This window comes from Roseovarius sp. (genome assembly GCF_048262375.1).
GTDB lineage: Bacteria > Pseudomonadota > Alphaproteobacteria > Rhodobacterales > Rhodobacteraceae > Roseovarius.
Genome location: NZ_JBLXFE010000014.1, coordinates 1 through 16370 on the forward strand (window position 1 = coordinate 1; position 16370 = coordinate 16370).

Consider the following 16370-nt stretch of genomic DNA (forward strand, 5'->3'; position numbering starts at 1 on the left):
GTCTTGCCGTGGTCAACGTGACCAATCGTGCCGATGTTCACATGCGGCTTGTTACGTGCAAACTTTTCCTTTGCCATGATACTGGCTCCTTCTTGGGTTCGTGTGCGGTGCGCTCAGGCGCACCCTACAGGGATGGTAGGGTGGGCAAATTGCCCACCGCCGTTATGCGTATTTCTTCTGGATCTCTTCCGAGATGTTGTGCGGCACCGGCTCGTAATGCGAGAATTGCATCGTAAACTGGGCGCGTCCCGAAGACATCGAGCGCAACGTGTTGATATAGCCGAACATATTCGCCAGCGGCACGTTTGCGTTGATCGCAATCGCGTTGCCGCGCTGCTCCTGACCCGACACCTGACCGCGCCGCGACGTAAGATCGCCGATGACGTTACCGGTGTATTCTTCGGGCGTCACGACCTCGACCTTCATGATCGGCTCGAGAAGCTTGGCACCGGCCTTCTTGAGACCTTCGCGCATGCCCATACGACCGGCGATTTCAAACGCCATAACCGAAGAGTCAACGTCGTGGTATTTACCGTCGATCAGCGCGACCTTGAAGTCGATCACAGGGAAACCTGCCAGCGGGCCGCTGTCCATCACCGAACGGATACCTTTTTCGACACCCGGAATGTATTCCTTGGGTACGGCACCACCAACGATCTTGCTCTCAAAGCTGAAGCCTTCGCCCGGCTCTGTCGGCGTGATGACCAGCTTGACCTCGGCGAACTGACCCGAGCCACCCGACTGTTTCTTGTGGGTGTAGCTGTGCTCAACCATGTGGCTGATGGTCTCACGGTAGGCCACCTGAGGCGCACCGATATTGGCTTCGACCTTGAACTCGCGACGCAGACGATCGACCAGAATGTCGAGATGCAGTTCGCCCATGCCCTTCATGATGGTCTGACCGGACTCGAGATCGGTTTCGACGCGGAAGGAGGGGTCCTCTGCTGCCAGACGGGCCAGACCCGCCGACATTTTCTCTTGGTCACCCTTGGTCTTGGGCTCAACCGCGATCTCGATCACCGGATCGGGGAAGGTCATGGTTTCCAGAACCACCGGCTTGGCCGGATCGCAGAGCGTATCACCGGTGGTGGTCTCTTTCAGACCCGCCAGCGCGATGATATCACCTGCAAATGCCTCTTCGATCTCTTCACGGTTGATCGCGTGCATCATCATCATACGACCGACGCGCTCTTTTTTGCCCTTGGTGGCATTGAGCATCGCATCGCCCTTCTTCATCACGCCGGAATAGATGCGCGTAAAGGTCAGCGAGCCGACGAACGGGTCGTTCATGATCTTGAAAGCCAGCGCCGAGAACGGCTCGGAATCATCGGCATGACGCGCGATGTTACGGGTCTCGGTCTCGTCATCCGGGCTAAAGCCCATGTACGGCGGCACGTCGAGCGGCGAGGGCAAAAAGTCGATGACAGCATTCAACAGAGGCTGCACACCCTTGTTCTTGAACGCCGACCCTACGAGGATCGGAACAAAGCTGAGCGACAGCGTACCCTTGCGGATCAAGGCGCGCAGGGTCTCTTCGTCGGGCTCTTTGCCTTCAAGATAGCCTTCCATCGCGTCGTCATCCATCTCAACGGCGACTTCGATCAGGTTGGCACGCCATTCATCGGCCAGATCACGCAGGTCATCACGGATCGGTTGACGAACCCAGGACGCGCCCAGATCTTCACCCTTCCAGACCCACTCTTCCATCTTGATCAGGTCGATGATGCCTTCGAGACGGTCTTCTGCACCAATCGGCAGGGCCACGGGCGCGGGGATTGCTCCGGTGCGGTCCTTGATCATCTTGACGCAGTTAAAGAAATCCGCGCCGATCTTGTCCATCTTGTTGACGAACACCAGACGCGGCACCTTGTAGCGGTCAGCCTGACGCCACACGGTTTCGGTCTGCGGCTCGACACCGGCGTTCCCGTCCAACAGACAGATCGCGCCATCGAGAACCGCCAGCGAACGCTCGACTTCAATGGTAAAGTCAACGTGGCCGGGGGTGTCAATGATGTTGAAACGGTATTTGGTATCCGAGGTACCTTCGACACTCGGATCTTCCTGGCGCTGCCAGAAGGTCGTCGTTGCAGCCGAGGTGATGGTGATACCGCGTTCCTGCTCCTGCTCCATCCAGTCCATGGTGGCAGCGCCGTCATGGACTTCGCCGATTTTATGGGACTTGCCGGTGTAGAACAGGATGCGCTCGGTCGTCGTGGTCTTGCCCGCATCGATATGGGCCATGATCCCGAAGTTCCGGTAGCGCTGGAGGGGATAGTCGCGTGCCATGATTCAAATGCCTCTGAGGTTTACCAACGGTAATGGCTGAACGCTTTGTTCGCGTCTGCCATCTTGTGGGTGTCTTCGCGCTTTTTCACCGCCGAACCGCGGCTCTGGACTGCATCGAGCAGTTCACCTGCCAGACGCTCTTCCATGGTGTTCTCATTGCGCGAACGCGACGCGTTGATCAGCCAGCGGATTGCCAGAGCTTCGCGGCGTTCGGGGCGCACTTCAACCGGCACCTGATAGGTTGCACCACCAACCCGACGCGACCGGACTTCGACGGACGGTTTGATGTTGTCCAACGCCTCGTGGAACACTTCGACGGGGGCGCGCTTGATCTTGCCCTCGACGCGCTCCAGCGCATTGTAGACGATCGTTTCGGCGACGGATTTCTTGCCGTCGATCATCAGGTTGTTCATGAACTTGGTCAGAACCCGATCACCATACTTGGCATCGGGCAGGACTTCGCGTTTTTCTGCGGCGTGACGACGAGACATCTGTAATTCCTCTTACTTCGGACGCTTCGCGCCGTATTTCGAACGGCGCTGCTTACGATCTTTGACGCCTTGCGTGTCAAGCACGCCGCGCAGGATGTGGTAGCGCACACCGGGAAGGTCTTTTACACGGCCGCCACGGATCAGAACCACAGAGTGTTCCTGAAGGTTGTGGCTCTCACCGGGGATATAGCTGATGACCTCAAAGCCGTTGGTCAGGCGCACCTTGGCAACCTTCCGCATGGCCGAGTTCGGCTTCTTCGGCGTCGTGGTATAGACGCGCGTGCAAACGCCACGCTTCTGAGGGCAACCCTGCAGGTGCTGTGACTTTGTGGTTCTGACTTTCGGCTGCCGCGGCTTGCGGATCAGCTGTTGGATCGTTGGCATTCCGGTTATTTCCCCGTCTCTCAACACATGTGTCTGCACAAGGCCCAGCCCCATGCGGTTAATCAAAAGCGAATCGCGCGTCCGCAATACGCAAAGACCGCAATCGCACCCTGCATTCTGGGTCCGACGCGGTGGGTTTCCAGAGGATCGGGGCGCATTCGCCCGGATCTTGACCACTACAGTTCTGATACAGGCGACGGGGCGACCCCCTCAGCCATGGATGGGGCGCGTATAGGGGGAGTCGCGGGGGTTGTCAACAGCTCCGGACTTGCGTTCACCACAGGCCAATGCCACAGTCGACAGCAACAATCTAAGGCACGCAGCGCAGGATTGAAAATGCAAATTTACAGGTGATCGGGCCGGAATGGCTCCCACCCAAAAAGGGCATGTTCGAATCCCCCCAGCCAGAGCCCGTGGGCAAGGCGAAGCGTCACGGCATCTTTCACATCGCGGCGGACAGGGTCCGCGTCAGCTTCAGGTAAGAGTTAAAGCACAGGATGAGAGTTATCGGAATTTGCCGGTTTTCCTACCCTGCCATCGGCGGCTTCAAACGCATGCATGACACGACCGGGGCACGCGAGGCCTACCTCTACGCCCCCGCCCGGATGGAGCTGCGCTTTCGCCATTTCGAATGCCTCACCCTGCCCTCTATCGCGGCGCAGCAGAACCCGGATTTCACCTTTCTGGTGATGATCGGGCAGAGCCTGCCCAAACCTTACCGCGACCGCTTGCATGATCTCACCGCCCCGGTGCCCCAGATCAGGATCATCGAGAGCGAACCGATGAAGCACCGCCTTGCCATGCAGCTGGCGATCAAGGCGGAACTGGGCGAGGATACCGACCTCTCCATGCAATTCCGCCTCGATGACGACGATGCCGTCGGCCTCGGCTTTGTGCGCAGCCTGCGTTGGTTCGAAAAACACACCCGCACCATGCGCAAGAACTGGCGTCACATGGCCATCGACTATAATCGCGGCTATTCCGTCTCTCTCAGCGCACAGGGGATCATGGCCGAAGAGCTTCAGGCGTCGTTCTGGGCCTGCGGCCTTGCGGTGCTGTTTCGCCCCGGCGACCCGCTCACCGTGATGAACTTCGGCCATCACAAACTACACCTTGAGATGCCAACCCTCATTCAGCCCGGCCCGCATATGTATCTGCGCGCCAAACATGCCGACAACGACTCGCATGCCAAATACAAGACCGGCCCGATGCACCCGATCGACGCGCGCGAAGCGGCGTTTTTCAAGTCTCAGTTCAACGTGGACGAGGACCGAGTGAAAACTGTCTTTTCAAATTCGCCTTCGCCCGCCGACTGATCTGCGCTTCGCGGTAGAGGGTGAACAGACCACTGGCCACCACGATCGCCGCCCCGATCAGGGTCAGCGTCTTTGGCCAGTCGCCAAACACCAGCCATCCCAGAACCAGCGCCCAGATCAGACTGGTATAGCGGAAAGGCGCGACAAAGCTGATCTCACCAACCCGCATCACCATGATGGAAAAGAGATAGCCGCCGATGATCATCACAGCCGCGCCGCAAATCAGCAGCGCGGAATGCCTGTCCAACGGCACCCAGTCCCCGGCCAGACTGCCCAGACCGAAAAACCCCATGATGAAGAAAGAGTTGAACAGCGTCACCAGCATCGAGGGCACATCCCGCGACAGCTTGCGCGTCGCCAGATCGCGCAGCGTGACGAACACCACCGCCGCCAACCCGTATACCGAATAGATGTTGAACCCCTCGGTGCCGGGCCGCACGATCAGCATCACGCCGATGAACCCGGCCAGAATGGCCGCCATCCGCCGCCAGCCCACCGGCTCGCGGAAAAACAACGCGGCCGCCAGCGTCAGGGTCAGCGGCAGCGCCTGCATGATCGCGCTGATATTGGCCAGCGGCATATTGTAGAGCGCTGTGACAAAGAAATAGGCCGAGCCGATCTCGCCCACCATGCGCCAGAACACCGGCCCCCAATCCTCGCGCGGCAGACGCCGCCTGAGCGCCCCCATCTTCCACGCGATCAGCGCCACGAGGATCGTCGTGACCACCCCGCGCAGGAACATCGCCTGAAACAACGGCACCTGTCCCGCCAGCCCCTTGATCATAGCATCGTTGAGCGTGAAGGCCGCCATCGACCCCATCATCAAAAGGGCACCTGTCAGATTGTCAGAGCGGGGCATGATGTGCCTGTTTACTAATCATGTTGCCCGCGCATTAGACAGGGATCACCGGCGGCTGCAACCCGTTATCCTTGTACCAGCGCCGCATGCAACGCGCTGTGCAACACCGGATTGGCCGCCAGAACCCCGTTGACCATCGGCACCGGATTGTTGAACAGGAGCGGCCGCGCGCGGCGATCCGAAGTGGTCGCACCCGCTTCGCGCAGGATCAGATCCCCCGCCGCTATGTCCCACTCCCAGGACGGGCGCAACGTCATCATCGCGTCATACCGCCCCTCAGCCACAAGGCTGAGGCGATAGGCCAGCGACGGGCGAAACGCGCGCGTTACCTCGGGCACCCGGCCCCCCTGCCAATGCTCCGGCGCATAATTGGGCTTGGCCGCCAAGATCGAGGCACCCTCCAGATCGGCCCGTGCCGTGGCATGGATCGGCACCCCGTTCAGCGTAGCGCCCTGCCCCGCAGCGGCGGTATAGAGCTTGTCACGCATCGGCAGATAGATCGCGGCGGCAATAACCACGCCGCGCTCCACCACCGCCAGCGAATGCGCCCAACTGTCATTGCCCTCGATGAAACTGCGCGTGCCGTCGATTGGGTCAACGATGAACACCCGTTCGGCCCCCAGCCGCGCGGCAGTGTCCTCGGTCTCTTCCGACAACCAGCCATAGTCAGGCCGCGCCGCGCGCAATTGCTTCACCAGCATGGCATTCACCGCCAGATCCGCCGCCGTCACCGGCCCAGCCCCACCGGGCTTGTCCTGCATATCGAGCGGCCCACCCACAAAGGCGGTCGCAATCCGGCCGGCCTCCTGTGCGGCCTCGATCAAGAGCGCCAGATCACTCCCCGGCAAGCGTCATCCCCTCAACCAGAAGCGACGGCACCACCCGCCCCAGATGCGTGCGCGCATCATTGGCCGGGATCAGGCGGCGTAGCATCTCGGGCAGACTGCCGGCGATGGTGCATTCATTCACCGGCCACTTGATCTCACCATTTTCCACCCAGAACCCGGCAGCGCCGCGTGAATAATCGCCAGTGTTGGGATTGATCGTCGAGCCGATCATCGACGTCACCAACAGGCCCGTCCCCATCTCGCGGATAAGATCGTCACGGCTCTGCGTACCCTGCGTCAGCGCAATATTCCACGTCCCCGGCGAGGGCGGCGCAGAGGTGCCGCGCGTGGCATTGGCAGTGGATTGCATCCCCAGCTTGCGCGCATTCGCCAAATCAAGCGTCCACCCCATCAAAACGCCGTCCTGAACAATCGCACGCGGTGCGGTGGGCAGTCCCTCGGCATCAAACGGCCGCGATCCGCCGACCCGCACCCGGTGCGGATCTTCCAGCACCGACAGCGCCTCTGGCAGCACCTGCTCGCCCATCCGCCCCCGCAGCCAGGACGATCCGCGCGCCACCGCCGCCCCGTTGGCCGCCGCCAGCAAATGCCCGATCAGCGTCCCGGATACCCGCTCGTCAAACAGCACCGGATAGGCCCCGGTGCGCGGGCGGCGCGCGCCCAAGCGTTCGACCGCCCGCGCGCCCGCACTCCGTCCGATCTCAGCAGCGTCGCGCAGATCGCTGGCAAAAATCCGGCTGTCGCCATCGTAATCGCGCTCCATCCCGGTGCCCGCCCCGGCAATCGCCACACACGAGAGGCCCGTATCGCTGCGCGCATAGCCGCCGGAAAACCCGTTACTGGCGGCGATATGCATCGCGCGCTGACTATACCCCGCCGTTGCCGATTGCACCTGCGTGACACCGGCCACTCCAAGCGCCGCCGCCTCTGCCTCCTGCGCCATCCGCGCCAAGGCGTCAGGCGCAGGCTCAGGGCTTGGATCACACAGCTCCAGCGCCGCCACGTCCCAATTCCTCGCCAACTGGTCCGCCTCGGCCAGCCCGGCATAGGGATCAACCGGCGCCTCGCGCGCCATCGCCACCGCCCGCTCGGCCAAGGCCGCAATCGTCGCAACCGCCGTATCCGAGGCCGAGACAGTCGCCTGCCGCCCGCCGATCAGCACCCGCAGCCCGATATCCACACCCTCGGCGCGTTCCGCCTGCTCCAGCAGACCACCGCGCATGTCAATCGTCACCGACTGCCCGCGCAGCGCCATCGCATCCGCCGCATCGGCCCCCGCCTTGAGCGCCGCTTCAATCAGGGCGTGGGTCAGATCCTCAAGCGGTCGCGCCATGGCTATCTCCTTGTTGCTGTGATCAGGTAGCCCGCAGGGCACAGGCGTGCAAGCCCACGTCCACGCAATAGGGCCACGCGCCTGCGCCCGTGACCCCATCTTGTCAGTCACTCCACGTTATTTCAGACGCTGCCCATTGGCCAGAACCTGACCTTCCTCGGTCACTTCGATCCGCGAGGTCAATTCGTCCTCGCCTGTGTCAGCGCGCGCGAACATACCCGCCATCATGCGCACCACCATCGCCTGATCCTCAGCGACAAAGCCCAAATCAATCAGCTTATCCAAAAGACCGTTGCCCCCAACCAGCCGCAAATCAATCGCCCCTTCCGGTGCAGGCACCCCGTCAAAGCTGGTCAGATCCGTCTGGTCAAAGGTAAACGCCCCCGCCCCGGTCAACTTGGCCCCCGCCAGATCAATCGTCAGATCATTCAGCGCGAGACTCTCAATCTCGCCGGGGACCTCATCGGCGTCTTCCAGCGCGCTCATCTGCTTGGGATCCAGAAGATCATAGAACAGCCGTCCCTTGCCCGACAAATCAACACGGATGGTCGCAGGATCGCGCGGCAACTGCGCGCCGGGATCGAACATCGCCCAGATCATGTCGGACATGGTGAAACCGCCGAAATCCAGCGCCAGTGCAAAATACTGAGCGGCATCACTCTTGGCCACCGGCATCACAAGGGCGAACCCCAGCCGCGCCATTTCCGCCGTGACCGGAAACGGCAGATCATTGCCCGACATCGCCAGGCGCACACCGCGCCCCTCACCGGCATAGCGCAACCCATCCGGCCCCATCCCGAAACGCAGCGTGCCTGCCTCAGAGCTTTGCGTGCCCTCAATCATGTCGCTCTGATTGGTGACCTTGTAGGACGTAGTGCCGTCCTCATATTCAATCTCACTGTCGATCCGCAGCCCGGCACGCAACGCGGCAGCCATATCGCTGGCATTCACGCCGCCAACGTGCTCCCCATCCCCCGTCAGGCTGACACGCGCCATCGTGCCTTTGATCTCGGCGTGCCCGCCCTCCTTGGGATCGGTGAACTCAAACTGATAGCTGACCGGACCGGCCGTCATACCATGGGTGATCGCGCGCGTGCCCGCCACACCTTCGCTCTCATACCGTCCCGCCAGATCGGTCATCCGAACCTCGGCCGCGCCAATCTCGACGGCCGCCTCTCCGGCCACCAGATCGGTCACCATCATCGCGACCTCTTGCGCCGAGTAAACATATTGCATTGCGTCCGGATCCCCCGTGACGCGCATCTCCAGACCCTGTTGCGCGATCTGCGTCGTAAGCGCGACCTGCTCGCCCGCCTCATCCCTGAGATCCATCGCCACCGGCATTGTCGCAGGCAGGATCACAACAACCGACCCATCGCCCTGTTCCACCAGTTGCACCTGCCCCATGCGCAACTCGATACGGCCACCGTCCTCGGGCACGTCCATCCGCATCGCCAGATCACGGATGGTCAGGGTATCGCCCCCTTGCGCGGCCTCGCCCTGCACCGCGTACCCATTGCTTTGCAGATAACTCTGCCAGTCCTCCCAGACCTGCAAGGCTGTCAGATCCGCAAATCCGGCCGTCGCAGTCAGACAGAGAACAGAGGTCGAAGCGGTAAGCATACGAATGTAAGACATCAAGAACACCTTGTGCAAATGGGGTAGCCACCAATCTCGGGTCTCTCCGTCACCGGGTCAAGGCATGATCTGACTGGAATTCACCCAACGCGGGCGCTAGGACAGACGCAATCAGAGAGGGAGATATCATGGATATGCAAGGCAAATGCGTTCTCATCACTGGCGCAAGCAAAGGCATCGGGGCCGCCGCTGCGCGGGTTTTTGCCGCCGCCGGGGCGAATGTTGCCCTCACGGCGCGGAACGGCGATGCAATTGCCGGACTGGCGGGGGAAATCGGCCCCAAGGCCATTGCCATCCCTTGCGATGTCAGCCGCTACTGGGAAATGGAGGCCGCCGTCGCGGCCTGTCACACCGCCTTTGGCCAGTTGGACGTGCTGATCAACAATGCTGGCGTGATCGACCCCATCGCCCCCCTGTCCGAAACTGATCCCGACGAATGGGCCCGCGCCATCGACGTCAATCTCAAGGGCGTGTTCAACGGTACGCGTGCCGCCCTGCCCGGCATGATCGCCCGCGGCGCGGGCACCATTCTCACCGTCAGTTCGGGGGCCGCGCACAGCCCCCTCGAAGGCTGGAGCGCCTATTGCAGCTCCAAAGCAGGCGCGGCCATGCTCACCCGCTGTGCCGATCTTGAGGCGGCAAATGCTGGCGTCCGGGTCATGGGCCTCTCACCCGGCACCGTCGCCACCGATATGCAACGCGAAATCAAGGCGAGCGGCGTGAATGCCGTCAGCCAACTGGACTGGTCTGCGCATATCCCGGCCGATTGGCCCGCCCGCGCGCTTTTGTGGATGTGCGGGCCGGATGCCGCAGAATTCGCCGGTCAGGAAATCTCGTTGCGCGACGAGGCCATCCGCCGCCGGGTGGGCCTGATATGACCGCGACCCCCCGTGTCACGCTGGAACGTGACGGCGGGCTTTGGATTGCCACCCTCGACCGCCCCGACAAGGCCAACGCCCTGACCGAACCGATGCTGTCAGACCTCGCCGACATCGCCGAAGCCGCACAAGAGGCCCGCGTGTTCATTCTGACCGGCGCGGGCAAGGTGTTCTCCGCCGGGGCCGATCTTGAGGCCGTGCGCGCCGGTCTCGCGACCAGCCCGGTTTGGGAACGCCTCTCGGGCGCCATCGCCGCCCTGCCCGGCCTCAGCATCGCCGCCCTCAACGGCACAGTCGCAGGCGGGGCCACCGGCATGGTGCTGGCCTGTGACATCCGCATCGCCGCCGAAGGCGCGGGGGCGTTCTATCCGGTGATGAAACTGGGCTTCCTGCCGCAGCCCAGTGACCCCGCCCGCCTCTCGGCCCTGATCGGCCCGGCGCGGGCAAGAATGATCCTTCTGGCCGGGGCGCGGCTCAGTACCGAAGAGGCGCTCGGCTGGGGTCTCTTTGATCGCGTCGTGCCGCGCAACAGCCTGATGGACAGCGCGCGCGATTTGGCAGCGCCAGCCCTCGCCGCATCCCCCGAGCACGCGATGGCGCTCAAGGCAATGTGTACCGTAGCCGGTTGAAAGGTTAAGAGCATGGGAAGGGATCGTGCGGCCGTACGGTTTAACCGCACAAACGTACAGTCCCCCTGTTCAGACCGGCAGTGGGAATGGCCTGAGCGGCGTGTCTTTGCGCAGATAAAGCGGATGCTTGGCCGATCCGTCCTTGTTCAGCCCCAAACACATGAGCGGCTTGCCAGTCGCAGCTATCTCACTCAGGACCTGCCGCACAACCTCTTGATAACGCGCGTGAAGTTTCCCAAACGCCAGCACAACCAACTCTGACTGTTCCGCCATCGCCACCAGTGCCGGGATATTCGCGGCGCTGCAGGCCTCTTGCGGATCACGCGGCAAATCCTTGGGCGATGTCGCCCGCCAATCCAGCATGTTTCCTTTGAAATAAAAGGAAAATCCCCAATCTTGGGCAAACATCACCTCGCGGTGACAGGTCGGATCAGACACCTCCGCACTCGCGACCGAGGGGTTCATGCCCACAAACAGCACCCGTCGCGGAGTGGCCCCTTCAGCCGTCCAATCCCGGCTCAAAACCTGTCGATATCGTCCACAGGTAGAATATTCTGCCCCCCCTACCACACCATCTGGTAGGCGCAAGCGCACCTTGCCCCCGGGATCGTGCAGATGATCGGGGGCGCCGCCGCTCATTGGTTGAACACCCGCGAGGGATGCAGTTCACCCGCCTTGTAGCACCCCACAGCAACTGCCTTGCCGTCCATCGCAGCCCAACATTCTTCACCGTATTCAATGCCTTGCGCGATTACCATGCCGGGATTTCCATTGCGCAGACGCGCCGCACCCTCGGGCGTGGCGGTGACCATCGGCAGGTCCGCCAACCCCTCTTCAAGCGGGCGAATATACTGCTCCAATTCCGGGCTATGCGCCATCCGGTCAATCTCTTCGATGCTCAGCCCGTCCTTGGCCTCGAACGGTCCCGACCAGACCCGCCGCAACCACGCAACATGCCCGTAACACCCTAAAATCTCACCCAAATCTCGCGCGATGGACCGAACATAACCGCCCTTGCCACAGGTCATCTCTAGGACCACGTGATCCGCATCCGGTCGGTCCACGAGCAGCAATTCCTCAACCCACAAAGGCCGCGCAGCCACCTCGAACGCTTCCCCGTCGCGCGCCAGCTTATAGGCGCGTTGCCCGTCGATCTTGACGGCAGAAAACTTGGGGGGCACCTGCATGATATCCCCGACAAATTTGCCAAGAGAATCCTTAATCTCTTGATCTGACGGGCGTTTTTCATTCTCGGCAATCACTTCGCCTTCGGTATCATCGGTGTTGGTCGCCTGCCCCAGACGGACGCAAAACGTATAGGCCTTGAGCGCATCCGTGATATAAGGCACCGTCTTGGTCGCCTCGCCAAGCGCCACAGCAAGCACACCCGTCGCCTCGGGATCAAGCGTGCCCGCATGCCCCGCCTTCTGCGCCTGCAGAGCCCATTTCACCTTGTTGACAACGCTGGTCGAGGTCATGCCAGCGGGTTTATCCACCACCAGCCACCCCGAAATCTCGCGCCCCTTGCGTTTGCGTGCCATGTCCGGCCCTTTGCCTGTTGTCTGAGGCAGCAGCGCCTAATCCACCACCGCATCCGCGTCAATCACCGCACCTACCATCGGGCCCAGCGGAAAGCCAATATCCGAACGTCCCAGTCCCGGTGCATAGAGTCGCGAGATCTTACCATCAAAATAGAGTGCTTGCGGCACCTTCAGGTAATCTCTGAAAAATCGCCCAAAACTGTGAAAGTTCAATGCGTTATCTGATATCACAAACCATGCCTGCTGCCCATTCTCTGTCGTGCCCACACCATTGCGAATGTAGCGACTGTCGCTCTCCACTAGAAATCGCGGATGCAGTGCGCCATCAATCACCAACATTGGTCCGGATTGGCTGGCATCGCGGCATTCGGGCCGCTCCTGCGCAAAGCGCAGGGATTCGATCACATCAACCCGGTCCTCGCGGATGCAAAACACCCCATTGGGCAAGAGACCGAAATTGCCGGGGCCGTCACTGGTAACGAGACCTCTAAGCTCTTGTCCTGCTTCAATATAAAGGCCCACGGGACTACGATCCGCATGATACATGCCCGCATTCATCGCAAACGCAAGTGCCTTGCCCTCGGCCTTCAACATATCTTCGACTGCGCCGAAACTGCCCAACAGCGTCCCGGTGTCTCTATCCCTAAGGAAAAGACCAATCTCGTCGCGCACCATATCGACTTGGCAAACGGTATAGCTCTGCCCCTCGAACTGGTCCTTACGGCACTCAGCAGCCTGCGCGGCCCCAGCACCAAGCCCCACCGCAAGCGCAAGGCCAAATTTAACTGTCCACATCCCGGCGAACCGTGTCTTGGTCAAACAATCGGCGCGTCTCATCCATCTGGTCGAATGTCTCATCCAAACGAAACCGCAGGTCAGGCGCGTATTTCAAACCAACCTTCTTGCCGATTATGCGCCGCAACTCGTGCTTGTTGCGCGCCAGAAGAGCAATCAGATCATCCTGCCCCTCGCCCCCCAGCGGCATCACATATGCCGTAGCAATCTTCAAATCAGCCGACGTGCGCACCTCACCCACCGTCACCGAAATACGGTTAAGGTCGGGATCATGGATATCCCCTCGCATCAGCACTTCGGAAAGGGTGCGGCGGATCAGCTCGCCTACGCGAAGCTGTCGTTGCGAAGGTCCGGGACCATCATGAAACTTGTTCTTTGCCATGCGTCGCATTTAATCGCACAGGCGGACTTTTCCAAGCGCAGAAATCTGCTCATTTCCGTATTGGCCGAAACACGCAGGTTCTGCCCGCGCCCTTGCCGCATCTTGCGCGCCGCGCTATGCAGACCGGCAACAACCAAAGGAGCTGCGCCAATGACCGATCTACCGGGCATCGTGATTACCGGGGCCTCGGGCCGGATGGGCCAGATGTTGATCCGCACGCTGGCCGAAAGCACGCGTGTGCAGCTGATTGGTGCGCTCGAACGCCCCGGGCATCCATGGATCGGACAGGATGTAGGCAGGGCAATGGGCGGGCCGGACATGGGCGTGATAGTAACAGACGACCCGCTCGAGGTGATTGCGCGCGCGCATGCCATCATCGACTTTACCGCCCCCGCCGCCACGCTGGAGTTTGCCGTGCTGGCCGCGCAGGCGCGGGTTGTGCATGTGATTGGAACCACAGGATTTGAGTCAGACGATCTCAAAAAGCTCGATGCCGCCGCCCGCCATGCGGTGATTGTGCGCGCGGGCAACATGAGCCTTGGGGTCAATCTGTTGACTCAACTGACCAAACGCGTGGCCGCAGCTCTTGATGAAGATTTCGACATTGAGATCGTCGAAGCGCACCATAATCAAAAGGTAGATGCCCCCTCGGGCACCGCGCTCATGCTCGGCGAAGCCGCCGCAGAGGGGCGCGGCGTTCTTTTGGATCACGTCAGCGACCGCGCACGCGACGGCATCACCGGTCGACGCGAACGTGGGCACATCGGGTTTTCTGCAATTCGTGGCGGCGACATTGTGGGAGAACATGACGTCATTTTTGCCGCGGCAGGCGAGCGGATCGTACTGCGACATATCGCAACTGACCGGGCCGTTTTTGCGCGTGGCGCACTTAAAGCCGCACTCTGGGGGCAGGGGCGCAAGCCCGGAAGCTATGACATGATCGACGTTCTCGGCCTCTCCGACAACTGATCCGTTTCTGCAACTCACGCGTATCAAATCCAGATCACATCCTGTGACTGGTGAATATGATGCGTGCGATCCTTATTGTTCTGTTGAATTTTTGCCTAACCACCCCTGCCTTGGCAGAGGGATTTGCACTTGTCACAGAGCGTGATCGCTTTGTCTCGCTCATCGAGGGCCGCGATCTCACCCGGTTTGGAATAACGCTGAATGTGACACGGGACGGACAAATCAGAGGCCGCGCCTTTGGTCGCAACGTTACCGGAGCGTGGCGTTGGAATGGGGGTTACTTTTGCCGCGATCTTTATTGGGGTGCCATAAACCTTGGCCCCAATTGTCAGGCTGTGCGGGTTCAGGGCAACACTGTTCGTTTCATCTCAGATCAGGGAACGGGCCAGTTTGCCGATCTCAGCTTGAAATGAGCCAGCCGTCAGCGCCACCATTAAAAGTCGATGGCGAGGCCCTTTTTCTCCCAATCTCCATAGCGCACGGGCTCCAACCCTTCGCGCCGCCCCCCAAGCTCCTTGGGTAACGCACTCGCATCCGCCGCCTTGCGCCGCTCTTCAGCTTCGGCAAGCGCGCGCTGTGCAGCGGGCGGCAGATCACGCGGTGATGTACTGTCCTCTTCGGTCATGGTCGGGCTTTCCTTGTTATCACCCTGCTGATATATCGCGCAGCTAACCCTTCGCCAAGGACAAGGCCAATGAAAAAGCCCGCCCCCACCGCCCGCTCTGCTGCGGTTCATCTTCTTGACCGAGTGTTAGGCGAGGGACGGCTGATGTCCGATTTGATAGCCGGCGGGGCCCTTGATGCGCTGTCTCCCCAAGACCGAGCACGGGCACAGAGACTGGCAACAGACACCCTACGCGGGCTAGAGCGTGCCGATCGCCTCTTATCACGTCACCTGCGCAAAGCGCCGCCCCTGCCGGTACAAAATGTCCTGCGTCTGGCAACGGTGGAACTCGCCCAAGGCGGCGACCCGCATGGCGTGGTCAATGAGGCCGTGGAAACCATAAGCCACAGCCCGCGGCACGCCAAGCTCAAGGGGCTGGTCAATGCCGTGTTGCGCAAGATGGCTGAGGAGGCTCCGCGCGCTTGGCGCGATCTGCGTCTGCCGGGCCTGCCCAACTGGCTGCGTGGCCCTCTGACCGAGGCTTGGGGCAAGGGTGCGGTTGCAGCAATGGAGCGCGCCCATTTTGCCGGTGCGCCGCTCGACATAACCGTAAAGTCAGAGCCAGAGGCGTGGGCCGAGCGTCTGGGCGCTACGCTCTTGCCAACCGGATCGCTGCGCCGCACCGATTTCGGCCAAGTCTCGGCCTTACCCGGCTATGACGACGGCGCGTGGTGGGTACAGGATGCAGCTGCTGCTCTGCCCGTCGCCATACTGAACCCACAGCCCGGAGAGCATATTCTCGACCTATGCGCCGCACCCGGGGGCAAGACACTGCAATTGGCGGCAGCGGGCGCAAAGGTAACCGCCCTCGATCTGTCCGAGCGCAGGATGACCCGTGTAGCAGAGAATCTCGCGCGCACCGGACTTGCCGCTACCTGCGTCGTAGGCGACGCGCTCGACCATCAGGGCGGACCGTATGATGCAATTCTTCTGGATGCGCCCTGTTCCGCCACGGGCACGATCCGGCGACACCCGGACCTGCCTCATGCCAAGGATGGGTCGGATTTTGGGGCGCTGATCACGTTGCAAGCGGCCATGCTGGATCACGCGCTGACCCTTTTGAAACCCACTGGGCGGCTGGTCTTTTGCACCTGTTCACTTTTGCCCGATGAGGGCGAATGTCAGATCGAAGAGGCCCTTGAACGCCATCCAAATCTAAAAGTCGAGCGCGCGGCGCTCGCCCGGCCGGGGATCGATCCGGGCTGGATCACAGAAGAAGGCGGCCTTCGGTTACGGCCCGACTATTGGCCGGATCTTGGTGGCCTCGACGGGTTCTACATCGCCTGCCTGCGTCGCTGACGATCCGCAATTCTGTGCAAAGAAACGGTGACTCGCCTCATACTCGCGTCTATAGTGC

At 61.3% G+C, this 16370-nt stretch carries 17 protein-coding genes; 5 read left to right on the top strand and 12 right to left on the bottom strand.

Annotated features, from left to right (window positions below):
* Positions 1-162: 162 nt before the first annotated feature.
* Genes fusA through rpsL form a run of 3 tightly spaced genes read right to left on the bottom strand, consistent with a single transcriptional unit; the run spans position 163 to position 3161 of the window.
* On the bottom strand, positions 163-2286 hold the full coding sequence (fusA, locus tag ACN0SW_RS14470; RefSeq protein ID WP_417728637.1) for an elongation factor G: 2124 nt from the start codon (positions 2284-2286) through the stop codon (positions 163-165).
* A gap of 20 nt (positions 2287-2306) precedes the next feature.
* On the bottom strand, positions 2307-2777 hold the full coding sequence (rpsG, locus tag ACN0SW_RS14475; protein ID WP_008281864.1) for a 30S ribosomal protein S7: 471 nt from the start codon (positions 2775-2777) through the stop codon (positions 2307-2309).
* A gap of 12 nt (positions 2778-2789) precedes the next feature.
* A complete protein-coding gene (gene rpsL, locus ACN0SW_RS14480) occupies positions 2790-3161 on the bottom strand; it encodes a 30S ribosomal protein S12 (protein WP_008281863.1) in 372 nt (123 codons plus the stop codon).
* Between the two features lie 497 nt (positions 3162-3658).
* Here rpsL and ACN0SW_RS14485 point away from each other — a divergent pair, with 497 nt between their 5' ends.
* A complete protein-coding gene (locus tag ACN0SW_RS14485; RefSeq protein ID WP_417728638.1) occupies positions 3659-4477 on the top strand; it encodes a glycosyltransferase in 819 nt (272 codons plus the stop codon).
* Here the strand turns inward: ACN0SW_RS14485 and ACN0SW_RS14490 are convergent.
* The 4 genes from ACN0SW_RS14490 to ACN0SW_RS14505 all read right to left on the bottom strand — a co-directional run bounded on the left by ACN0SW_RS14490 (position 4416) and on the right by ACN0SW_RS14505 (position 9155).
* Positions 4416-5336: a DMT family transporter gene (locus ACN0SW_RS14490; protein WP_417728639.1), complete on the bottom strand. Its 921-nt coding sequence runs from the start codon at positions 5334-5336 to the stop codon at positions 4416-4418. The genes ACN0SW_RS14485 and ACN0SW_RS14490 overlap by 62 nt on opposite strands.
* A 65-nt stretch (positions 5337-5401) precedes the next feature.
* The gene (locus ACN0SW_RS14495) at positions 5402-6184 is read right to left on the bottom strand and encodes a 3'(2'),5'-bisphosphate nucleotidase CysQ (protein WP_417728640.1); all 783 of its coding nucleotides are present in this window, start codon (positions 6182-6184) and stop codon (positions 5402-5404) included.
* Entirely contained in the window at positions 6171-7517 is a 1347-nt protein-coding gene (locus ACN0SW_RS14500; protein WP_417728641.1) for a TldD/PmbA family protein, read from the bottom strand. Before ACN0SW_RS14500 ends, ACN0SW_RS14495 begins: the two co-directional genes overlap by 14 nt.
* Positions 7518-7634: 117 nt before the next feature.
* Positions 7635-9155: a DUF2125 domain-containing protein gene (locus tag ACN0SW_RS14505; protein ID WP_417728642.1), complete on the bottom strand. Its 1521-nt coding sequence runs from the start codon at positions 9153-9155 to the stop codon at positions 7635-7637.
* A 128-nt stretch (positions 9156-9283) separates the two neighbouring features.
* On the opposite strand from ACN0SW_RS14505, the gene ACN0SW_RS14510 reads away from it, so the two are divergent.
* Together ACN0SW_RS14510 and ACN0SW_RS14515 are read left to right on the top strand one after the other, a co-directional pair.
* The gene (locus ACN0SW_RS14510) at positions 9284-10033 is read left to right on the top strand and encodes an SDR family oxidoreductase (protein WP_417728643.1); all 750 of its coding nucleotides are present in this window, start codon (positions 9284-9286) and stop codon (positions 10031-10033) included.
* Positions 10030-10662 carry an enoyl-CoA hydratase/isomerase family protein gene (locus tag ACN0SW_RS14515; RefSeq protein WP_417728644.1) on the top strand — a complete coding sequence of 211 codons (633 nt, stop codon included), beginning with the start codon at positions 10030-10032 and terminating at the stop codon, positions 10660-10662. The genes ACN0SW_RS14510 and ACN0SW_RS14515 overlap by 4 nt, the downstream gene beginning before the upstream one ends.
* Before the next feature lie 69 nt (positions 10663-10731).
* Here the strand turns inward: ACN0SW_RS14515 and ACN0SW_RS14520 are convergent, their stop codons facing one another.
* The 4 genes from ACN0SW_RS14520 to rbfA are packed head-to-tail and all read right to left on the bottom strand — an operon-like array spanning position 10732 to position 13380.
* Entirely contained in the window at positions 10732-11301 is a 570-nt protein-coding gene (locus tag ACN0SW_RS14520; protein WP_417728645.1) for a DUF1643 domain-containing protein, read from the bottom strand.
* Positions 11298-12203 carry a tRNA pseudouridine(55) synthase TruB gene (gene truB, locus ACN0SW_RS14525; protein WP_417728646.1) on the bottom strand — a complete coding sequence of 302 codons (906 nt, stop codon included), beginning with the start codon at positions 12201-12203 and terminating at the stop codon, positions 11298-11300. The genes ACN0SW_RS14520 and truB overlap by 4 nt, the downstream gene beginning before the upstream one ends.
* 36 nt (positions 12204-12239) lie before the next feature.
* A complete protein-coding gene (locus ACN0SW_RS14530) occupies positions 12240-12998 on the bottom strand; it encodes a phosphodiester glycosidase family protein (RefSeq protein ID WP_417728647.1) in 759 nt (252 codons plus the stop codon).
* Positions 12985-13380 (bottom strand): 30S ribosome-binding factor RbfA, encoded by a 396-nt coding sequence (rbfA, locus tag ACN0SW_RS14535; protein WP_417728648.1) that lies wholly within the window; start codon positions 13378-13380, stop codon positions 12985-12987. Before rbfA ends, ACN0SW_RS14530 begins: the two co-directional genes overlap by 14 nt.
* Before the next feature lie 150 nt (positions 13381-13530).
* Between rbfA and dapB the strand changes: the two genes are divergently transcribed.
* Positions 13531-14349 carry a 4-hydroxy-tetrahydrodipicolinate reductase gene (dapB, locus tag ACN0SW_RS14540; protein WP_417728649.1) on the top strand — a complete coding sequence of 273 codons (819 nt, stop codon included), beginning with the start codon at positions 13531-13533 and terminating at the stop codon, positions 14347-14349.
* Between the two features lie 433 nt (positions 14350-14782).
* Here the strand turns inward: dapB and ACN0SW_RS14545 are convergent, their stop codons facing one another.
* Positions 14783-14974 carry a DUF1674 domain-containing protein gene (locus ACN0SW_RS14545; RefSeq protein ID WP_417728650.1) on the bottom strand — a complete coding sequence of 64 codons (192 nt, stop codon included), beginning with the start codon at positions 14972-14974 and terminating at the stop codon, positions 14783-14785.
* A 69-nt stretch (positions 14975-15043) separates the two neighbouring features.
* Here ACN0SW_RS14545 and ACN0SW_RS14550 point away from each other — a divergent pair, with 69 nt between their 5' ends.
* The gene (locus tag ACN0SW_RS14550) at positions 15044-16312 is read left to right on the top strand and encodes an RsmB/NOP family class I SAM-dependent RNA methyltransferase (protein WP_417728651.1); all 1269 of its coding nucleotides are present in this window, start codon (positions 15044-15046) and stop codon (positions 16310-16312) included.
* Positions 16313-16370 lie beyond the last annotated feature (58 nt).

Excerpts from the sequence above, each read along its gene's own strand:
- fusA (WP_417728637.1), bottom strand. The coding sequence starts at position 2,286 with ATGGCACGCGACTATCCCCTCCAGCGCTACCGGAACTTCGGGATCATG.
- rpsG (WP_008281864.1), bottom strand. The coding sequence starts at position 2,777 with ATGTCTCGTCGTCACGCCGCAGAAAAACGCGAAGTCCTGCCCGATGCC.
- rpsL (WP_008281863.1), bottom strand. The coding sequence starts at position 3,161 with ATGCCAACGATCCAACAGCTGATCCGCAAGCCGCGGCAGCCGAAAGTC.
- ACN0SW_RS14485 (WP_417728638.1), top strand. The coding sequence starts at position 3,659 with ATGAGAGTTATCGGAATTTGCCGGTTTTCCTACCCTGCCATCGGCGGC.
- ACN0SW_RS14490 (WP_417728639.1), bottom strand. The coding sequence starts at position 5,336 with ATGCCCCGCTCTGACAATCTGACAGGTGCCCTTTTGATGATGGGGTCG.
- ACN0SW_RS14500 (WP_417728641.1), bottom strand. The coding sequence starts at position 7,517 with ATGGCGCGACCGCTTGAGGATCTGACCCACGCCCTGATTGAAGCGGCG.
- ACN0SW_RS14505 (WP_417728642.1), bottom strand. The coding sequence starts at position 9,155 with ATGTCTTACATTCGTATGCTTACCGCTTCGACCTCTGTTCTCTGTCTG.
- ACN0SW_RS14510 (WP_417728643.1), top strand. The coding sequence starts at position 9,284 with ATGGATATGCAAGGCAAATGCGTTCTCATCACTGGCGCAAGCAAAGGC.
- ACN0SW_RS14515 (WP_417728644.1), top strand. The coding sequence starts at position 10,030 with ATGACCGCGACCCCCCGTGTCACGCTGGAACGTGACGGCGGGCTTTGG.
- ACN0SW_RS14520 (WP_417728645.1), bottom strand. The coding sequence starts at position 11,301 with ATGAGCGGCGGCGCCCCCGATCATCTGCACGATCCCGGGGGCAAGGTG.
- truB (WP_417728646.1), bottom strand. The coding sequence starts at position 12,203 with ATGGCACGCAAACGCAAGGGGCGCGAGATTTCGGGGTGGCTGGTGGTG.
- ACN0SW_RS14530 (WP_417728647.1), bottom strand. The coding sequence starts at position 12,998 with ATGTGGACAGTTAAATTTGGCCTTGCGCTTGCGGTGGGGCTTGGTGCT.
- rbfA (WP_417728648.1), bottom strand. The coding sequence starts at position 13,380 with ATGGCAAAGAACAAGTTTCATGATGGTCCCGGACCTTCGCAACGACAG.
- dapB (WP_417728649.1), top strand. The coding sequence starts at position 13,531 with ATGACCGATCTACCGGGCATCGTGATTACCGGGGCCTCGGGCCGGATG.
- ACN0SW_RS14545 (WP_417728650.1), bottom strand. The coding sequence starts at position 14,974 with ATGACCGAAGAGGACAGTACATCACCGCGTGATCTGCCGCCCGCTGCA.
- ACN0SW_RS14550 (WP_417728651.1), top strand. The coding sequence starts at position 15,044 with ATGAAAAAGCCCGCCCCCACCGCCCGCTCTGCTGCGGTTCATCTTCTT.